The sequence below is a fragment of the Chryseobacterium sp. MFBS3-17 genome, from assembly GCF_020687745.1.
In the GTDB taxonomy this organism is placed as follows: Bacteria; Bacteroidota; Bacteroidia; order Flavobacteriales; family Weeksellaceae; genus Marnyiella.
The window spans coordinates 47,123-66,495 of record NZ_JAJEWK010000011.1; the positions used below are offsets into that span (position 1 = coordinate 47,123).

Genomic DNA, 19,373 nt, shown 5'->3' on the forward strand with positions numbered 1-19,373 from the left:
GGTTGTGTCCAGATTATTTAGAATAAATTCTTCTGTATTAATAGCACAGGCAAACTCCCAAATTTCATAAATATCTGTTAGTTTAATTTCATAAGGTTGATAGCCTTATCCTAATTAAAAAAAAATTGGACTACCACGAAATAAGATGTGAAAAAAAAATTCCAAAAAAATAAAATTTTCATAGTATTTACTCTTTTGTCCCCTCCCCTTACAAACTACCGCCACCTATGTTGGACTGGGGAAACTCCCCTGTCACCTTTTAAGAAAATTCAAAAATTTCAGGCAGATTAAATTTTAGTTGATAGCAAGATTTGATTTGTAGAAGTGTAGTTTTTCTTTGGAGGTTTTTCTAACTCAAAAATCAACAACAATGGTACGAATTATCAGTTACAAAACAAGACAAAAAGAAGATGGAACAGAATTTTATCTTTTAGAAGTTCAGGGTGGTATTGAAATGATTAAATCCCAAACAACAGGACAATATTACGCTACAGCTAAGAAAGCCACAGTATCAACAACATTTGATGAAGATACCTGTAGAGGTTTGATAGGAACAGAATTTCCAGGTAAAGTAGTGAAAATCCAAACAGAACCTTATTCCTACACCATTAAAGACTCGGGAGAAACTATCAAATTGGAACACAGATTTGTGTATCTTCCAGATGATGTGAATTCTGATGAAGAAATGCTTGCAAAAAAATTGGAAGAAGCATTTGTTTAAAACATCTTAAAATCAGCCCTTCTTTAGGGTTGATTTTTTTTTCAAAATGCATAAATGTCCAGTTTGTGTGGAGTATATATGATGTATGCACAAAATGGATTTTAAATAAACCTTGCATTAGCACGAAGCACCAATCAACTCTATATCATTATGTTGGGAGTTTTGCAAAATTTCTTCTACATATATATTATAGCGAAATTGTGGATAATTATTCTTGTATATTCTTGAGATTCTAGGTTAAAGCTGGACTATTTTGAGGTATTTAATCAGATAATTAGGAATCCAGTGTAATTTGGGAAATATTTTCAGAAAATATGTGAAAATTCATCTGTAACTCATAAATAGCCAAATCTTAATTTTGAGTATACTCTGCATCAATTAAATATTTTGCTGAAATTTCCATTGCCTCTGCAATTCTGAAAAGGTCAAAAAAACATTTGGATTGGAACTCCCTGCTTCAATTCTTGAAATGTTGGACACATCCATTTTACCACCAAACTCTTCAATTTAATGACCAGTTGTACATGAGTAATCCCTTTGGATAATATCACTTCCTTATTTACCAATTATTTGGAGATTTGGAATTATGGCTCATTTATATCCCAATAGATTATAGGATTGATATTATATATGGAAATGCACCTTACTTAAATATGATTTATGATTAATCTATTCTATTATGATGGGAGTTTTGATTTTATTTCATTGATGTAATTTGAAACTGTTGATTTTCCAATAGTATGTCCTTTAGATTTTAGAGTACTTTCAATTTCTCTTACTGATTTTTTCTCTGAATGAAGTTTTCTAATTATTGGCAAAACTTCTTCCTTTTTAGAATAGGTTTTACCCAATGTTGCAATTGAAGAAGAAAGAATTTGCCCCTCATTAAAAAATAGTAACTTTTCCTCATCAAACTTTAATACTTTAGAGTATTTCTTAATTTGTGAAGAAATATAATTACCTTTTGTAATTGTTAGTGTTCTTTTCGAATCATCATTTGGATAGTGTTTTAGTTCAACCAAAACTCTCATTTTTGCTTCAAAAGCCTGCGAACCTAAAACATTATCTTTAGATGCTGTAAACTTATCAGTTCTTTTTCCAATATGATGTAAAAAAAGAACAAGACAGTTGTTGTTTTTACTGAAATTACTAAACCAATTTAGAAACTCCCGTACTTTTGTGCTAGAATTTAGGTCACCACTAAAAATGTCAGTGAACGCATCTATGATAACCAAATCTGCTCCTACAACAGCTAAATCATTCTCTAATATTTTGAATATATTTTTATTGCTGTCTTCACTGGTATCAATATCAAAAACAAATTTGATATGATTTAGATCTTTAATGGGTACATTATTATCTCCAAACATTCCTTTGATTTGTTTCTTAAGAGAAACACTTGTTGAAGCAGGATCATCTTCTGTGCTAATATAAATTACATTTTGAGTATTTGCATCTAATTTGTACCCTAAAAAGCTGTCCAAATTGAAAGCAATAGATAATGCAAGTTGTCTTAAAAAAGTACTTTTTCCTGTGTCTGAAGAGCCCACTAAGGACACAACTCCTACTTTTGGAAAGATGGGGTCAAGCAATTTTGGAAGCTCTTCAAATTCAAGCTGAAAAAGTTTGAAACCTGAATATTTATCATCAATGAAAGAACTAGTATCACCTGAACTTTTAACTTTAGGTGGTTTTTTAACAGGAACTTTCGATGTTTCAGATTTTGGTGATTTAGCACTCGTGGTTGGCTTAGGAATATTAACATCTCCATAATCTTCATGTGAGGAGCTTGTTAATTTCCCACTATTTAAAAATTCAAATAACTTATTTGCTGCATCCAAATTATTCTTATCTTCGGTACTCATATGCTTAATTTCTAAATAAATTTTATATAGAACATCAGACAACAATATTACATTGTCCAATGTCCAATATTATATATAGGTGGACAAATTTATGAAAAAGGCACACTTTTAGGCATACCTTAATCAAAAATATTTGTAAATTACTAATTATCAATAAAAAAGACTATTATGTTCGAATCCCTCAGGACCCACACTTGTACAAATCTCTTCAGAAATGAGGAGGTTTTTTTTTGAAAATTTGGGGCAGTTAGCTCAGTTGGTTTAGAGCGTTGCGTTGACATCGCAGAGGTCACTGGTTCGAATCCTGTACTGCCCACAAATTCCATTTATTTCTTGTGTTTTCGTATGATTGACCTACGCTGCCTGAGATTCGGGAAGTAATCACTTTAAAATTTGGCTGTTGTTTAGCTGAACGGGAAGAACGTTTTGTCTTTAACGCCGCCGGACCATCAGTTAGCTGAATGCTAAGCTCCTTGGTTTAGCCACAGTCAATGTCTCATCAATCCTTTTCGAAAGAAGTACATCACCCGAACATAGCCCGGATGGCAGCGGCTACCCCGCACAGATTGCACCATGGGGCAATCTGGAGGAGTAATAGCGGACAGCCGGTTACTCCCGGCCAATGAAGCAATACCCGTGGTGCTCCTTATGATGGAAAGGGTGCTTCCGGGTTTTCCAGATATTTCTGGATTTCTCCCAGTCTTGCCGTTACCGGGAGCGAGAATATTTTACTTTCCTGCAGCCATAATTCCATGAAGTGCTTTGCTTTTGCGGCCAAATCTGGTGAAGGCGCGTTCCGGAAACAATAGAAAAACAGATTTCCCAACAGTTCGTACAGCGCTACCCGGTGGCCTGCATCTCTGGCCTCTACCCAGGAATTCAGTTCAGTGGTGCTCATAGCGGTGAGCTCTTCCAGACTCATTTTGAACACATCCCGGAGTCGGGTCTCAAACACCAGTTCTTCTTCTGCAGGTTCGCCTTCATTTTTGCCCAGAAGCATGCTGGCAATCATTTCTGAAAACTGTTTTACAATGCGGATGATATAATCTTTGTCGTGAATCATGTTTTAAATTTTTAGCCGAAGAACAGATAGGCCAGTCCGATGGCGGTGATGATGCCTACCAGGTCTGCCAGAAGCATGGCTCCCACGGTATAACGGGTGTTTTTAATGGATACTGCGCCATAGTACACGGCGATTACGTAGAATGTAGTGTCCGAACTTCCCTGCAGAACCCCTGCCAGTCTGCTGGCAAAACTATCGGGCCCGAAAGTGGTCATGGTATCTACCATCATCCCGCGGGCACCTGATCCAGACAGTGGCTTGATGAGTGCCGTAGGTAATCCGTCTACAAACCGGGTATCTGCACCGGCATAGGCAGCCAGCCATTTCATGCCGTCTATTATCACCTCAAAAACTCCGGAAGTACGCAGAAGGGAAATGGCGATGAGCATCCCTACAAGATACGGAATGATTTTCACACAGGTCCAGAATCCTTCTTTGGCTCCTTCTATAAAGGCATCAAAGACATTTATTTTTTTATAAATCCCGCCCAGTACAATGGCAAAGAAAATGAGAAGGATGATTCCGTTGCTCAGAACCTTGGAGAAACTGGCGAGTTCTTCCTGACTCAGCCGTACCAGAAATACCACCAGAGCAGCAATGATGGCTGAAATGCCCCCCACATAAGCCAGTACAACTGGTTGAAAAAGATTGATTTTCTGTTTCAGGGACACAATAATCATGGCGGCCATGGTGGCGGCAAAGGTTGCAATGAGGCAGGGCAGAAAGACATCGGTAGGGTTTTCTGCACCCATACTGGCGCGTATGGCGATGATGGAAACCGGAATCAACGTAAGGCCGCTGGCATGCAGAGCCAGAAACATAATCTGAGCATTGCTCGCTCGCTCGGTAGAAGGATTGAGCGTTTGCAGGCTTTCCATGGCTTTAAGCCCAAAGGGCGTTGCTGCATTGTCCAGTCCCAGTAGATTGGCACTGAAGTTCAGCATCATGTGCCCGAAGGACGGATGGTTTTTGGGCACTTCGGGGAAGAGTTTGGAGAAAAATGGCTGAATCATACGGGAAAGCAGATTGATGCCCCCGGCTTTTTCGGCAATGCCCATAAAGCCCATAAATAAGGTCATGATACCGATAAGTCCCAGGCAGATTTTCACGGCAGTTTCTGAAGTCCCGATCACTCCGTCTGTAGCCTGAACGCGGTACACTTCAACATGCTGCTGCCCGAGATCTGCTTTGTAACCGATATGATTGTTTTCATAATGTCCTGTGCCGAGCAGAGCCTGCTTTGCTTCTGCCGTCATTTCAGCCATGGGTTTCTGGGTAATGGCTATGGTGTCACCGCCTTTGCCTACTACCATATCATTATAAATATCATGGTATCCCGGAACGAAGAGATATTTGATGCTGGCCACCACAATGGCGATAATGATAAATGCTGACCAGATTCTGCTTAATACCATTTTTTGAAAATTTTTGATAAAAATAAGTTTTTTAACTCAGCAATGTCAAAAATCATGATTTATATCTGAAAAATTTTTGATTCATCAGTGCAAAGTTTTGTAACTTTAGTTCTCCAAAAAAATCCAAATGCACACCATTTCGTTTTTTGAAGGCTTGATAGAGAAACAGTTAAAAAATCTATATTATGAGTGCACACACAAAAAATTTACGAAATGTGGTCACATTGGGGCATTCCGGTTCCGGTAAGACCACGCTTATAGAGGCCATGTTATTTGAAGGCGGAGCCATTAAGCGCAGGGGAAGTATAGAAGGGCACAATACGGTAAGTGACAATACCGATCTGGAGCATGAAAGGGAAGCCACCATTTTTTCTCACCAGATGTTTGTGAACTGGCGCAAAAACAAAATCAACGTGATTGATACCCCGGGATTTGATGATTTCGTAGGGGGTGTGATTGCCTCACTGAAAGTGGCAGATACGGCACTCATTGTACTGAATGCTGCGGGTGGTGTAGAAGTAGGAACCGAACTGGTGTGGGAGTATGTGGAGCAGTTTGAAACGCCTGCAATTTTTGTCATCAACCAGATGGATCATCCGAAAGCTGATTTTGAAGCGACATTACAGCAGGCAAAAGAACGTTTTGGCAGCAAACTGGTGCCGTTGCAGTATCCGCTGAACTCCGGTGATGGATTTAACAGGATTGTAGATGCTCTGCGCATGGTCATGTATGAATTTCCCACTGAAGGTGGTAAACCGGATAAAAAGCCGATCCCCGAAAGTGAAATGGCCAGAACTGTGGAGATGCATAATGCACTTGTGGAAATTGCAGCAGAGAATGAAGAGGGTCTCATGGAAAAATACTTTGAAGCGGGCACCCTGTCTGAAGAAGAGTTGGCCAAAGGAATCACCATAGCGCTGGCGCATCAGCAGTTTTTCCCGGTATTTGTGGCCTCCGGACTCAAAGATATGGGCAGCGGCAGAATCATGGGATTTCTGGAAGATATAGCGCCCTCACCGGCAGATCGCCCCAACCGGGTGATGGAAGACGGCTCCGAAGTAGCCTATGACCCCAACGGTAAAACCACCCTTTTTATTTATAAAACCAGTTCTGAACCTCAGGTCGGGCTGCTTTCTTATTTTAAAGTCATCTCCGGAACACTGAAGCCGGGAGATGAACTGGTGAATGCAGATACCGGTGAGACAGAGCGCATTGCGCAAATTTTTGTTTCTGAAGGTAAGGACCGCACACCGGTGAATATGCTGGAGGCGGGCGACCTGGGGGTTACGGTAAAGCTGAAATCCGTGCGCACCAATCATACACTCAATTCCAGAGGAACAGACCGTAAGGTAAGGCCGATGCAATTCCCTGAAAGCAGAATCCGCAAAGCCGTTTTTGCAGAAAATACTGCCGATACGGAAAAACTGTTTGCAGCGCTGAATAAAATTAAAGAGGAAGACCCTACGCTGATACTGGAAATAGATCAGGATACCCACGAAACCGTGCTGGGCGGCCAGGGACAATTACACATTGACCTCGTGAAGTACAGACTGGAGAAAGAATACGGCGTGAATATGCTGATGAGAAACCCCAGAATCTCTTACCGGGAAACCATCACCGGTAGCGCCGATGCAGAATACCGCCACAAAAAACAATCGGGCGGGGCAGGACAGTTTGGCGAAATCCATATGCGTGTAGAGAATTATGATGAAGGCATGGAAGACCCGAAAGGCATGAACATCCGGCAGAAAGATATTGAAGAACTTCCGTGGGGCGGTACTCTGGCCTTTTATTGGTGCATTGTGGGCGGAGCTATAGACAACCGTTATATCGGCGCTATTAAAAAAGGAATTATGCAGCAGATGAAAAACGGACCCCTTACCGGTTCTCCATGCCAGAATATCCGGGTTGCTGTATATGACGGCAAAATGCACAGTGTAGACAGCAACGATATTTCCTTCCAGCTGGCTGCTTCGGGAGCGTTCAGGGAGGCATTCAGCAAAGCCAATCCGCAATTGCTGGAACCGGTGTACCGGGTAGAAATCCTGTGTCCCGATGAGAGTACCGGAGATGTGATGGGTGATCTGCAGACCCGCCGTGCCATGATTTCCGGCATGGATACGGAAGGGCATTATCAGAAAATTTTGGCAGACGTGCCGCTGGCGGAGATGAATGATTATGGCTCCACGCTGCGGTCCATAACAGGTGGTAAAGCCAAGTTTCTCATGAAATTTGCGGAATACCAGCTGGTTCCTCAGAATGTACAGCAGCATCTTATGAAGAGACATGCAGAGGAAAAGGTAGAAGCCTGAGACTACGGTTTCTTCAGATTAAAATATACAGCCCGCCGGAAAGCGGGCTGTTGTGCTGTTATTTTTCCAGATACACCAGTACATGTCCCGGCTTTTGTTCCAAATCGGTCAGGAGAATGGCGTCCCGGGTCATGCTTTTCAGCTTTTCCACAAAGAAACCGGCTTCAAAGAACTGCCGGTGTATGCCTTCCAGCATTTCCATGAAAAGATCCATACCCACCTGGTTATTGTGAAGATCCATTTTGGTTTCCAGCGGTTTATTCGGGAAAAGTTCTTCGTGCATATCGGTGATTCGTTTGCAGAATTTCAGGGATTTTTTTGGCGATGAAATCTTACAGCAGTACATCATAATCAGACAGGTCCACAGCGCATGCCGGAACGCATTGCCCACTCCATTGGCCGAACTGGTTTCCGGAAAATTTTTGTGTGCGATGGCGAAAGACTGTATCGTGGCATAGAAACCCAAAAGAGACAGCAGCGGATGGGGAACCGTAATCCTGAGCAAGGTGATAATCTTTCGGAAACTCAGCGTAGAGAGCGTCTTGAATAATATGAGGGTGACTTTCCGCATCGCAAAAAATCTCACCGGCGGCGGTGAGATTCGGATCATTTTCGATTAGTGTACGTTACTTAAAAGCCTTACGGTTTTGGAAACGGTTTCTTTAATCTCGGTTCTGCGTACGATGAAATCCACAAAGCCTTTTTCCTGAATGAATTCCGAAGTCTGGAATCCTTCCGGCAGGTCGCGGCCTATGGTTTCTTTGATGACGCGTGGACCTGCAAATCCGATCAGAGCGCCCGGTTCTGCCATAATGATATCCGCCGTCATGGCAAAAGAGGCGGTAATCCCTCCAAAGGTAGGGTCACAGAGATAAGCGATGTACGGAAGTCTGGCTTCAGAAAGCTGCGCCAGTTTACTTTGAACCTTGGCCAGCTGCATCAGGGAATACGTTGCTTCCTGCATTCTGGCACCGCCGGACTGGCAGATGATCATGTACGGAAGTTTGTGTTCCATGCAGTAATCTACCGCACGGCGTATCTTTTCGCCCATTACAGATCCCAGCGAACCTCCGATGAAAGAAAAATCCATACAGGAAACCACCATTTTGGTTCCGTTTACTTCACCGGTGGCATTCCGGATGGAATCGGTAAGTTTGGTTTTGGCTTTTACCTCTTTCAGACGGTCTGTGTAGGATTTGGTATCTTTAAAATTCAGGATATCTACACTTTCCACATTTTTGTCCAGTTCCGTGTATTTACCATTGTCAAAAAGCATTTCAAAAAACTCTTCGCTTCCTATGCGGACGTGAAATCCGTCTTCCGGGGAAACATAATTGTTTTTTTTCAGCTCGTCATGTTCCACAATTTTTCCCGAAGGGGTCTGATGCCAGAGTCCTTTCGGAACATCCTTTTTATCTTCGGTAGATGTGGTGATATTTTTTTCTTTTCTTTTAAACCAGTCAAATGCCATCTGCTTGAAATGTTAAATTAAATTGTGTGCGTACTGAATCAGAAGATTCAGCGCCTGCAAATTTAGGCTATAAAGTTTAAAATTTTGTCATTATTCAAACTTTATAGCCCGCTTTTGATTTATTTGAGTGTATTCACGTTGTTCAGATCTTCGAAGGCCTGAACCAGACGTGTGCCGAAAGTTTCTTCTCCTTTTCTGAGCCATACTCTCGGATCATAGAATTTTTTATTGGGTTTGTCATCTCCTTCCGGGTTGCCAATCTGGGTTTTCAGGTATTCCAGTTTTTCTACCATATAATCGCGGACTCCCTCAGTGTAAGCAAACTGCAGGTCAGTATCAATATTCATTTTGATGACGCCGTAATCGATGGCTTCACGGATTTCTTCCAGGCTGGATCCGGAGCCGCCATGGAATACAAAGTTCACAGGTTTCTCACCGGTATTGAATTTTTCCTGAACAAATTTCTGAGAATTATCCAAAATTACAGGGGTCAGTTTCACATTACCCGGTTTGTACACGCCGTGTACGTTTCCGAAGGCTGCCGCAACCGTAAAATGCGGAGAAATTGCTTTCAGCTTTTCATAGGCATAAGCTACTTCGTCTGGCTGGGTGTATAATTTGGAAGAATCCACCCCGGTATTATCTACACCGTCTTCCTCTCCGCCGGTTACACCGAGTTCTATTTCCAGGGTCATGTCCATTTTGGCCATGCGCTCAAAATAACGGCAGGAGATTTCCATATTTTCTTCCAGAGGTTCTTCAGAGAGATCCAGCATGTGGGAAGAATACAGAGATTTTCCGGTTCTTTTATAATATTCTTCACTGGCATCCAGCAAGCCGTCAATCCAGGGTAAAAGTTTCTTGGCACAGTGGTCTGTATGAAGAATTACGGTAGCACCATAGGCTTCTGCCAGGGTGTGAATGTGGTGTGCACCGGCAATCCCACCCAGTATTGCAGATTTTTGCGCTTCTGCGCTCAATCCTTTACCGGCGTTGAAAGCCGCTCCGCCATTAGAGAACTGAATGATTACCGGAGCGTTCAGTCTGGCCGCTGTTTCCATAGTGGCGTTCACATTGCTGGAGCCAATCACATTTACCGCCGGAAGCGCAAATTTGTTTTCTTTTGCATACTGAAAAATGTCTGTAACCATTTGTCCTGTGGCAACACCTGCCGGAAACATTCTGCTCATAATTTTTTTGATTTTTTAAGATTATTGTGTTCAGATTTTTATGCAGTAAAGTTAAGGAAATTTACGGGAACAGGTCAATTCCTTTTGTCTTTTCCCCAAAGCAGCCTTTCCCGCAGTTTATCATAGAAAGTAATGTCTTTCGGCAGCAGCAGATGCAGCTCAAAAGGTGCTTTTTTCACCCGCACCTCTTCATCAATATCCAGTTCGTATAATCTGGAATCCAGGGAGAGTGAATAGCTGGGTACCCGGCTTTCTACCTTCAGGCGTATTTCTACATCATCCTTCAGGACGATGGGGCGTACATTCAGATTATGGGGAGCAATGGGCGTCAGTACAAAGTTATCATTGGTAGGCGCTATGATGGGGCCGCCACAACTGAGCGAGTAGGCGGTAGATCCTGTAGGGGTAGATACAATAAGGCCGTCTGCCCAGAAAACGGTGAGGAAATCATCATTGATGTAGGTGTCTACCGTTACCATAGCCGTGGTTTCCTTCCGTACAATGCTCAGGTCATTCAGCGCATAGGGGAATGAAATGTTGTTTTTTTCTGTAAATACTTCTATGACAGACCGTTTGCTCAGAATCAGATCTCCGGCCATGATACAGTCAATATTTTTGAATATATCTTCTTTACTGAAGCTGGCCAGAAAGCCCAGTCTGCCGGTATTGACACCGATCACCGGAATCTGAAGGTCCTGAATGTAAATCAGAGCATTCAGAATGGTACCGTCTCCTCCGAAACTGAAGAAAAAATCTACTTCATGGTTTTTCAGATCATCCCGGGAGGCAAAGGTCTGAAAGTCTCTGGAGAACTGAAGATTCTGGGCGGTAGTTTCGTGCAGTACAGATTCTATATTACGGCCCGCCAGTTCAGAAATAAATCTGCTCAGGTAAAGGAAGGTGTCCAGGTCTGTTTTTTGCGAATATATAGCAGCTTTCATGTGTACCTGTGCGTATTAAAATTCCAGATATTTCTGAAAGAAACCAAAACGGTCTTTCAGCAAGTCTTCTTTTTCGTCGTTATAATGTTTGTGAACTACATGGTAACCATATCTCTCGAACGTTTCATCAATTGAGGTAAGGTTTTCACTGCTGATTTTAAGCGTAAGCCAGAAATTATCTTCGTTAATGGCGCTCACATAGCATCCGTAGATTTTGGCGTTGTTGGACTCTACAATTCTTGCAATTTCCGTAAAAGAATAATGTTTGCTCGTAGTCTGTATGGTGAGAATGGCTCCCGGCTCAGAGAATAAGGGATATTTTGAGAATTCATTAAAAATGTCGTCACACGAGATATACCCCAGATATTTCTCAGTAAGTCCAATAACCGGTACTACATTCGCATTAAAGATATGAAAAAGTTTTACCGTATCCAGAATACTGCCATCTTCCAGAATTGCAAATCTTTCGAAATGGATTTCCAGACTTCCCAATGTTCCTTCCGGGCTCTCCTCCAGAAAACTCTGGCTCAGCGCCCCTGCAAACACGCCTTGTTTTTTAATAAAGACGTGTGAGTACCCGAATTCTTTGGCAAACTCACAGGCTTCCTCTATAGAATCCGACCAGTTGAAGGCAGGATAATCTTTCGAAATATAATCCTTAATAAACATTACGCTAAAATAATAAAAAATACAGAAAATAACAGACCGATGTGCATTTTGAAAAAAAGTAAAAATAAATTTGGAGGGTGTCATTCTAAAAATGTATCTTTGTCGCCTTTCATTTTTACTTTTTATTAGATTTATTTCAAACTGCATTGTCCATCAGGGTTTTGCAGTTTTTTTATTTTAAATTTCTGAAAAACTCCCACATCATGATTCCCCCGCATACCGAGACATTCAGGGAGTGCTTGGTTCCCATCTGGGGTATTTCTATAAAATCATCATACAGCGGGAGTGCTTCTGCAGTAAGTCCCTCCACTTCATTGCCCAGTACCAGCGCATATTTCTGACCTTTCTCTATGCTGTAATTTTCTGCACTGATGCTGTCTGTGGTTTGTTCTATTCCGGCTATAAGGTAGCCTTCCTTCCGCAATTGCTGCAATGCGTCTGCTATATTTTCTTCATATTGCCAGCTTACACTTTCTGTGGCGCCCAGTGCCGCTTTGTGAATTTCTCTGTGCGGGGGCACAGGGGTAATGCCGCACAATACGATTTTCTCTGCAATAAAAGCATCGGCTGTACGGAAGATGGCGCCTACATTATGCATGCTGCGCACATTGTCCAGTACCACCACCATCGGAATTTTTTCCAGTTGCCTGAAGCCTTCCACATCAATCCTTCCCAGTTCTTCCAGTTTCAGTTTTTTTGTCTGCTTGTTCATGATACCGGCAAAGATAAAGCATTAACCCGAAAGAAACCTGAAGAGATACCCGCACTGTGCTCTTTGTGCCACTTCAGTTTTTTGATTAAATTATTTGTATTTTTACGCTCCAATTTTTCTGAAAATCATGGCCAAGGCAAAGAAAGAAACCCCCTTAATGACGCAGTATAATACCATCAAGGCTAAATATCCTGATGCTTTGCTTTTGTTCCGGGTGGGAGATTTTTACGAGACCTTCGGGCAGGATGCTGTACGGGCTTCACAGATTCTGGGCATCGTACTGACCAAGCGTAACAATGGCGAGAGCAGCATTGAACTGGCCGGGTTTCCGCATCATTCCATAGATTCTTATCTGCCGAAACTGGTTCGTGCAGGATTGCGGGTGGCCATTTGTGACCAGCTGGAGGATCCCAAATCGGTAAAAGGCATTGTAAGGCGGGGTGTGACTGAACTGGTAACGCCGGGAGTGACTTTTAATGACCAGGTACTGATGTCCAAAAAAAACAATTTCCTGCTGTCTGTGCACCGGGAAAAGGAAAATTATGGAATGGCGCTGGTAGACATTTCTACCGGTGAGTTTTTTATTGCCGAAGGACATGCAGATCAATTGCTGCACATTATTGATACTTTTGATCCCAGCGAAATTATCTTTCAAAGAACCAAAGAATTACCGGATGCGGTGAAAAACCGCAGTACCTTCAGGCTGGAAGACTGGGCATTTCAATACCATTATGCTACAGAGAAGCTCACGGCTCATTTTAAAACGGCCTCATTGCGAGGTTTCGGTATTGAAAAAATGACGCTGGGCATTACGGCAGCCGGTGCTGTTTTTGCGTACCTGGTAGAGGATACCCATCACGATTTGCTGGCGCATATTACCAAAATACAGCGTATTCCTCAAGAAGATTATCTGATGATGGATCCTTTTACCCTTCGTAACCTGGAAGTGGTGCTCCCCGCACACAAAGAAGGAAAAAGCCTGTTGGATATCATAGATAAAACCAGCACGCCCATGGGCGGACGTTTGATGCGCAGACGCATGATCCTGCCCCTGAAGAGTGTACAGGAAATAGAACGGAGACTGGCTCTTGTAGAGTTTTTTAATAATGAAGATCATCTGAAATTCGACATTCAGAATATTCTGAAAGGCATATCTGATCTGGACCGGCTGATGGGTAAACTTGCTGCGGAAAAAATCTCACCGAAAGAATTCGGTTATCTGCGTCAAAGTCTTGCCGGCATACAGGAAATCCGCGAAAAATTAAGTGTGCATCATGATTTTGCTGCCTGGCTGGAGCCGCTACAGGATATGGCTCCGCTCATTGAATATCTCCACCATCAGCTGAATGCCGAACTTCCGGTTCTGCTTTCCAAAGGAAATGTTATCAGTGCTGGTGTTTCTGAAGAGTTGGATTACCTGCGTGGTCTTCAGAGCAAAGGAAAATCTTTTCTGGATGAGATGTGTGCCCGCGAAATCGAAAGCACCGGGATTTCTTCTCTGAAAATAGATTTTAATAATGTCTTCGGGTATTATATAGAAGTGAGAAATACCCATAAGGACAAGGTGCCGGAAAGCTGGACGCGCAAGCAGACCCTGGTCAATGCAGAACGCTATATCACAGAGGAACTGAAGGAATATGAACATCAGATTCTGGGTGCCGAGGAGAAAATTACCATACTGGAGCATCAGTTATACCGGGGGATTTGTGCCTACGTAATGGATTTTATGGATCAGATTCAGTACAATTCCCACATCATCGCCCAGCTGGATGTGGCCGTCGGGTTTTCTGAGCTGGCCGTGACCGAAAGCTATACCAAACCCGGACTTCATGATGGTTTTTCCATTGATATTAAAGAAGGAAGACATCCCATTATAGAAAATGCCCTGCCTTTGGGCGAAAAGTATATTCCCAATGACATCTATCTGGATCAGGATACCCAGCAGATTATTATGGTGACCGGACCCAATATGGCGGGTAAGTCTGCCATCCTGAGACAAACTGCGATTATTTGTCTGCTGGCACAGATCGGGAGTTTCGTGCCGGCAAAGCATGCTCAAATTGGTATACTGGACCGGATTTTCACCCGCGTGGGAGCCTCAGATAATATTTCAGCAGGTGAATCTACGTTTATGGTGGAGATGAATGAAGCGGCCAGCATTCTGAATAATGTGACGGACCGCAGCCTTATTCTGCTGGATGAACTGGGCCGCGGAACCTCCACGTATGACGGGGTTTCCATAGCCTGGGCTATTGCGGAGTATCTGCATCAGCATGTTACGAAACCCAAAACACTCTTTGCCACGCACTATCATGAACTGAACGAAATGACCCTGAATTTTGAAAGGATCAAAAATTTCCATGTGTCCATTCAGGAGAATAAGGGGAATATTATTTTTCTTCGGAAACTGGTGCCGGGAGGCAGTGAACACAGTTTCGGGATTCATGTAGCCAAGCTTGCCGGCATGCCCGCGTCTGTAGTACGCCGGGCTTCAGAAATCCTGAAAACACTGGAAAGCAGCCGTTCCCAGAAAGATAATAAAGATTCTATAAAACGGCTTACCGAAGAAAACATGCAGCTTTCCTTCTTCCAGCTGGATGATCCGGTGCTGGAGAACATCCGCGAGGAGCTCACGAAAATTGACATCAATACCCTGACGCCTATCGAAGCCCTTATGAAACTGAATGCCATCAAGAAAATGACCGGTAAGTAGTGATTCATACTTGAAAAATAATATCTTTGAATGAATTACACCAGGTATGAAAAGAGATCTCTATATTGACTTTGCGAAGGGTTTCGCCACGCTTTCCATCATCTTCATTCACACGGTTTTCTGGTCCGGGCAATTCTATGTACCCACGGAAATGCGCGTGCTTTCTTTACTGATTGATGTTCCGCTCTTCTACGCTTTGTCCGGCATTACTTCCGGTGGCAATGTAGAAAAAACACTCTACCGGCTTTTGAAACTTCAGATTACGTTCATGATTTTCGTGACGTTTTTGTTTTTCCTGGATTATCTTTTCAAGGTGGCCGGCATCCATATTTTCGGGATGGAATGGATGAAAAATTTCTATTCTTCTTTCGGATCCAAATATGTGCCCCGAAGCATCAGTGATGTGCCGCAGTGGCAGAATCTGGGCAACTGGTACTTGCACCAATATACCAATGCAGATACTTTTCCTGTGGTAATGGGCAGTTTCTGGTACCTGAAAGTGTATTTCATTCTGACCGTTCTGGGAGTATTGATTCTGAGGTTTTTTAAAAATCATATCAATTGGTTTATTGGAATATGCTTCGGACTTACGCTGTTATTCAATATTTTTCCACACTATTATCCTACGGGTCAGGTAGGCTATGTGGCACTTTATCTGGGGATTTTTCTGGTGGCTCACCAGTTGAAAGGCAAGAAGGTTCCACGGGGCTGGATTCCCGTATTGTATGGTATTTTGCTGTTGATTCTGATTTTTCTATTCCGCGAATATGGAAAGGAGTTGTTCTTAAAAATGAATAAGGCGAAGTTTCCACCGAAATTACTGTACGTATTTTGGTCATCATTCTCACTGGTCACCCTTTTTGTGCTCTATAACCGGCTGAAAATTTCAAAACCCAACTGGCTCACCTACATTGGCAAAAATGCCATTTTCTACTATTTTGCACAAGGCATCAGTTCATCCCTCGTCTATTTCGCAGTAATTGCACTGCAGGACGAAATGAAATGGTGGGTTCTTCTGCTCCTCATTTATGCTTTGAATGTGGGTTTAGCAGTTGTCATTGCCGAAGCATTAAAGAAAGTAGATGCGCTGGGCTGGAAAATACTGGAGTTTTTACGCAAAAAAACCGCATCGGCATGAGCAGATACGGTTCTATAAAATAATACTTGGGTGATTTAGTTCTTGCGGCCGCTTCGGGCAATTAAGGCAATGATTACAATCAGTACCAATGCGCCGATTACCCAGTAAAGAGGGTTGGTTACCCATTCCTCGGTAGTCGTAGAGGTGGTTACAGATTGCTGTACTGTTTCAGTAGCCTCCTGTGCGAAAGCCAGAATACTGCAAAACAGCATGATGATCAGTAAGGTCAGTTTTTCGTAACGTCTCTTTATAAAATTTGTAGTTTTCATAATTCAGAAATTTAATGTTTGATGATAATTAAATTTCAATTTGAGTACCAAAAACATCAGCCACCCGAAACATCTTTAAATAATATAAGCAATTCTTATAATTCTGAAAAGTTCCGGCTGGGCTGGTTTATGTTTTTAAATAATCTTAAATTTACCGAAAAATTAAGAATATGTTCAAACTGAAACTTCCTACAGATCCCCGCTGGGCGAATATTGCTGAAGGAAACCTGAGCGAAATCCTGACCGATCATGCCTGGTGCGAGCAAAAAGCTGCAACAAACGCCATTACCCTGATCACCATGTTGCCGGAATATCCTGAAATCGTTACGGAATTGCTGGTCATTGCTCAGGAAGAGCTGGAGCATTTTCAAATGGTACATGAAATCATCAAGAAAAGGGGCTATGAACTGGGACGTCCTCGCAAGGATGATTATGTGAATGACCTTTTTAAATTCATTATTCAGGGAAGCCGCGAAGATCTGATTGTTGATAAAATGCTTTTTGCGGCCATGATTGAAGCCCGGAGTTGCGAACGGTTCAAGGTGCTTACCGAAAACATTAAAGATGAAGAGTTAAAGTTTTTTTACCGCGACCTGATGATTTCTGAAGCCAATCATTATACCGCTTTTATCGGCTACGCCAGACAATTGGGCGATCCCGAAAAAGTAAACCGGCGCTGGGAAGAATGGCTGGAATATGAGGCCGGAGTCATCCGGAGTTATGGAAAAAAGGAAACCATACACGGATAATTGCCAGATATGAAACGAATACAGACCGAAACGGTACTCAACGTGCTCCTGAAATCTTTTTTTCAGGGACTGATGATTGTAGGTCCCTTCGGACTTACCATTTTTTTTATCTGGTACATCGTTTCTTCTGTAGATAACCTGTATCCGGCCATTTCGGCAAAATATCCCGGGGTTGTTTTTCTGTCAGTAATCAGCATCATTACCCTCCTGGGATTTCTGGGAAATAAATTTATTGTGGGCAGATTCCTGCTGGACCGCATGGATACACTTCTGGAAAGTACTCCCGGCATCAAGCACATTTATACCCCTACCAAAGATGTGATGTCTTCCTTTGTGGGAGACAAAAAGAAATTTAACCGGCCGGTCTGGGTGAAAACTAATGAAAATCCTGTGGTTTGGCGCATTGGCTTTCTGACCCAGGAAGATATGACCGATGTGGATAAACAGGACTTCGTAGCAGTGTATCTGCCGCACTCATATGCCATCTCCGGCTGGGTGATTGTCACCGATGAAAAGAATGTAAAGCCCGTGGTGGGAATGAGCGCTGCGGCAGCCATGAAATTTGCCGTAAGTGGTGGTGTGGCCGGATTTCACTCAGATAAAAATGTATTCAAAGCGCCGGAGTGAAGATCACTTTACCTATGATTCAGCATTTTCAGCGCCTGCATGGTGCAGACCCTTTCTATTATAATCAATTAAAAAATATTCAGCATAATGAAACTTCCATACGCAGAACCTTATCGCATAAAAATGATCGAAGAAATCCGCCAGTCCACGCCGGAAGACCGTGCAAAGTGGCTTAAAGACGCGGATTTTAACCTTTTTAACCTGAAATCTTCACAGGTTTTTATTGATTTGTTAACAGATTCCGGTACAGGATCCATGAGTGACAGACAATGGAGTGCACTGATGACCGGGGACGAAAGCTACGCCGGATCCCGCTCTTTTCAGGAGCTTCAGGAAACTGTACAACGCATCACCGGATTCAGATTTTTGCTGCCTACCCATCAGGGCCGTGCAGCAGAAAATGTTCTCTTTTCTGTCCTGGTAAAAGACGGAGATGTGATTCCCGGTAACTCCCATTTTGATACCACCAAGGGACATATAGAAATGCGTAAAGCACATGCAGTAGATTGTACCATAGACGAAGCTTTTGACATTGAAAATATGCATCCTTTCAAAGGTAATATTGACCTGGAAAAACTGGAAAACGTATACCAACAGTACCCGAAAGAACAAGTTCCGTTCTGTCTGATTACCGTAACGTGTAATACCTCCGGCGGGCAGCCTGTTTCTTTGGAAAACATCAAAGCTGTAAAGGAATTATCTGACCGCTACGGTATTCCGGTGTATTTTGACAGCGCGCGATATGCAGAAAACGCCTACTTCATCAAGAAAAGAGAAGCCGGGCAGGAGCACAGAACCATCAAGGAAATCTGTAAAGAAATGTTTTCTTATGGAGACGGAATGACCATGAGTTCTAAAAAGGACGGACTGGTAAACATAGGCGGATTTGTGGCGCTGAATAATGAAGAGGTATTCCGTCAGGCATCCAATATCACCATTATTTATGAAGGATTCATCACCTACGGTGGGCTGGCCGGAAGAGATATGGCTGCGCTGGCTGTAGGACTGGACGAAGCTACTGAATTTGATTACCTGGAAAGCCGGATTTCACAGGTGGAATATCTGGGAGCGAAACTGATGGAATTCGGCATTCCCGTGCAGAAGCCTATTGGGGGGCATGCGGTATTTGTTGATGCCCTGAAGTTTCTGCCGAATGTTCCTCGGGAAGAGTATCCTGCGCAAACTTTAGGGCTGGAACTGTATAAGGAAGCCGGAATTCGCGGGGTGGAAATTGGAACCCTGCTGGCAGACCGTGACCCTGAAACACGTGAAAACCGCTATCCGAAGCTGGAATTGCTGAGACTGGCCATTCCGCGCCGTACCTATACCAATAATCATATGGATTATATTGCAGCCGGACTGAAGAATGTATATGACCGAAGAAACGAAATTACCAAAGGTTATAAAATCACCTGGGAGCCGCCATTGCTGCGTCACTTTACCGTGAAACTGGAAGAAGCCTGAGAAGACAGGATTTCTGAATAATAAAATAACCGGAAACAGCACGTTTCCGGTTAT

At 42.9% G+C, this 19,373-nt stretch carries 17 protein-coding genes and 1 tRNA gene; 8 read left to right on the forward strand and 10 right to left on the reverse strand.

What is annotated here, in order from left to right:
• Positions 1-370 precede the first annotated feature (370 nt).
• Positions 371-721: a hypothetical protein gene (locus LKO26_RS09480; RefSeq protein WP_227587617.1), complete on the forward strand. Its 351-nt coding sequence runs from the start codon at positions 371-373 to the stop codon at positions 719-721.
• A gap of 677 nt (positions 722-1,398) precedes the next feature.
• On the opposite strand, the gene LKO26_RS09485 is transcribed toward LKO26_RS09480, so the two are convergent.
• Positions 1,399-2,586 carry an AAA family ATPase gene (locus LKO26_RS09485; RefSeq protein ID WP_227587618.1) on the reverse strand — a complete coding sequence of 396 codons (1,188 nt, stop codon included), beginning with the start codon at positions 2,584-2,586 and terminating at the stop codon, positions 1,399-1,401.
• 241 nt (positions 2,587-2,827) lie between these two features.
• Here LKO26_RS09485 and LKO26_RS09490 point away from each other — a divergent pair.
• Positions 2,828-2,902 (forward strand) — tRNA-Val (locus LKO26_RS09490).
• Between the two features lie 330 nt (positions 2,903-3,232).
• On the opposite strand, the gene LKO26_RS09495 is transcribed toward LKO26_RS09490, so the two are convergent.
• Both LKO26_RS09495 and LKO26_RS09500 read right to left on the reverse strand, forming a co-directional pair.
• Complete coding sequence (locus tag LKO26_RS09495) at positions 3,233-3,649, reverse strand: hypothetical protein (RefSeq protein ID WP_227587619.1); 417 nt, start codon at positions 3,647-3,649, stop codon at positions 3,233-3,235.
• An 11-nt stretch (positions 3,650-3,660) separates the two neighbouring features.
• Positions 3,661-5,064 carry a nucleoside recognition domain-containing protein gene (locus tag LKO26_RS09500; RefSeq protein WP_227587620.1) on the reverse strand — a complete coding sequence of 468 codons (1,404 nt, stop codon included), beginning with the start codon at positions 5,062-5,064 and terminating at the stop codon, positions 3,661-3,663.
• Between the two features lie 185 nt (positions 5,065-5,249).
• Between LKO26_RS09500 and LKO26_RS09505 the strand changes: the two genes are divergently transcribed.
• Positions 5,250-7,376 (forward strand): elongation factor G, encoded by a 2,127-nt coding sequence (locus tag LKO26_RS09505; RefSeq protein WP_227587621.1) that lies wholly within the window; start codon positions 5,250-5,252, stop codon positions 7,374-7,376.
• Positions 7,377-7,434: 58 nt separating this feature from the next.
• On the opposite strand, the gene LKO26_RS09510 is transcribed toward LKO26_RS09505, so the two are convergent.
• The 6 genes from LKO26_RS09510 to LKO26_RS09535 all read right to left on the reverse strand — a co-directional run bounded on the left by LKO26_RS09510 (position 7,435) and on the right by LKO26_RS09535 (position 12,359).
• Positions 7,435-7,986, reverse strand: a complete 552-nt coding sequence (locus LKO26_RS09510; protein ID WP_410681584.1) for a DUF6973 domain-containing protein — start codon at positions 7,984-7,986, stop codon at positions 7,435-7,437.
• Between the two features lie 6 nt (positions 7,987-7,992).
• Complete coding sequence (gene accD / locus LKO26_RS09515) at positions 7,993-8,847, reverse strand: acetyl-CoA carboxylase, carboxyltransferase subunit beta (RefSeq protein WP_227587622.1); 855 nt, start codon at positions 8,845-8,847, stop codon at positions 7,993-7,995.
• Between the two features lie 119 nt (positions 8,848-8,966).
• Positions 8,967-10,037, reverse strand: coding sequence for a class II fructose-bisphosphate aldolase (fbaA, locus tag LKO26_RS09520; protein ID WP_227587623.1), 1,071 nt, complete (start codon positions 10,035-10,037; stop codon positions 8,967-8,969).
• Between the two features lie 74 nt (positions 10,038-10,111).
• Complete coding sequence (locus tag LKO26_RS09525) at positions 10,112-10,978, reverse strand: NAD kinase (RefSeq protein WP_227587624.1); 867 nt, start codon at positions 10,976-10,978, stop codon at positions 10,112-10,114.
• A 15-nt stretch (positions 10,979-10,993) separates the two neighbouring features.
• Positions 10,994-11,647 (reverse strand): CBS domain-containing protein, encoded by a 654-nt coding sequence (locus LKO26_RS09530; protein ID WP_227587625.1) that lies wholly within the window; start codon positions 11,645-11,647, stop codon positions 10,994-10,996.
• A gap of 172 nt (positions 11,648-11,819) precedes the next feature.
• Positions 11,820-12,359 (reverse strand): RNA methyltransferase, encoded by a 540-nt coding sequence (locus LKO26_RS09535; RefSeq protein ID WP_227587626.1) that lies wholly within the window; start codon positions 12,357-12,359, stop codon positions 11,820-11,822.
• Between the two features lie 127 nt (positions 12,360-12,486).
• Between LKO26_RS09535 and mutS the strand changes: the two genes are divergently transcribed.
• The gene (gene mutS / locus LKO26_RS09540) at positions 12,487-15,072 is read left to right on the forward strand and encodes a DNA mismatch repair protein MutS (RefSeq protein ID WP_227587627.1); all 2,586 of its coding nucleotides are present in this window, start codon (positions 12,487-12,489) and stop codon (positions 15,070-15,072) included.
• 46 nt (positions 15,073-15,118) lie between these two features.
• Positions 15,119-16,210: an acyltransferase family protein gene (locus tag LKO26_RS09545; protein ID WP_227587628.1), complete on the forward strand. Its 1,092-nt coding sequence runs from the start codon at positions 15,119-15,121 to the stop codon at positions 16,208-16,210.
• A gap of 35 nt (positions 16,211-16,245) precedes the next feature.
• On the opposite strand, the gene LKO26_RS09550 is transcribed toward LKO26_RS09545, so the two are convergent.
• Positions 16,246-16,479 (reverse strand): hypothetical protein, encoded by a 234-nt coding sequence (locus LKO26_RS09550; protein WP_227587629.1) that lies wholly within the window; start codon positions 16,477-16,479, stop codon positions 16,246-16,248.
• 170 nt (positions 16,480-16,649) lie between these two features.
• Here LKO26_RS09550 and LKO26_RS09555 point away from each other — a divergent pair, with 170 nt between their 5' ends.
• From LKO26_RS09555 to LKO26_RS09565, 3 genes are all read left to right on the forward strand, one after another.
• Positions 16,650-17,228 carry a tRNA-(ms[2]io[6]A)-hydroxylase gene (locus LKO26_RS09555; protein ID WP_227587630.1) on the forward strand — a complete coding sequence of 193 codons (579 nt, stop codon included), beginning with the start codon at positions 16,650-16,652 and terminating at the stop codon, positions 17,226-17,228.
• Positions 17,229-17,237: 9 nt separating this feature from the next.
• Positions 17,238-17,855 carry a DUF502 domain-containing protein gene (locus LKO26_RS09560; protein WP_227587631.1) on the forward strand — a complete coding sequence of 206 codons (618 nt, stop codon included), beginning with the start codon at positions 17,238-17,240 and terminating at the stop codon, positions 17,853-17,855.
• Between the two features lie 87 nt (positions 17,856-17,942).
• Positions 17,943-19,319 carry a tryptophanase gene (locus LKO26_RS09565; RefSeq protein ID WP_227587632.1) on the forward strand — a complete coding sequence of 459 codons (1,377 nt, stop codon included), beginning with the start codon at positions 17,943-17,945 and terminating at the stop codon, positions 19,317-19,319.
• The last annotated feature ends 54 nt before the right edge of the window (positions 19,320-19,373 follow it).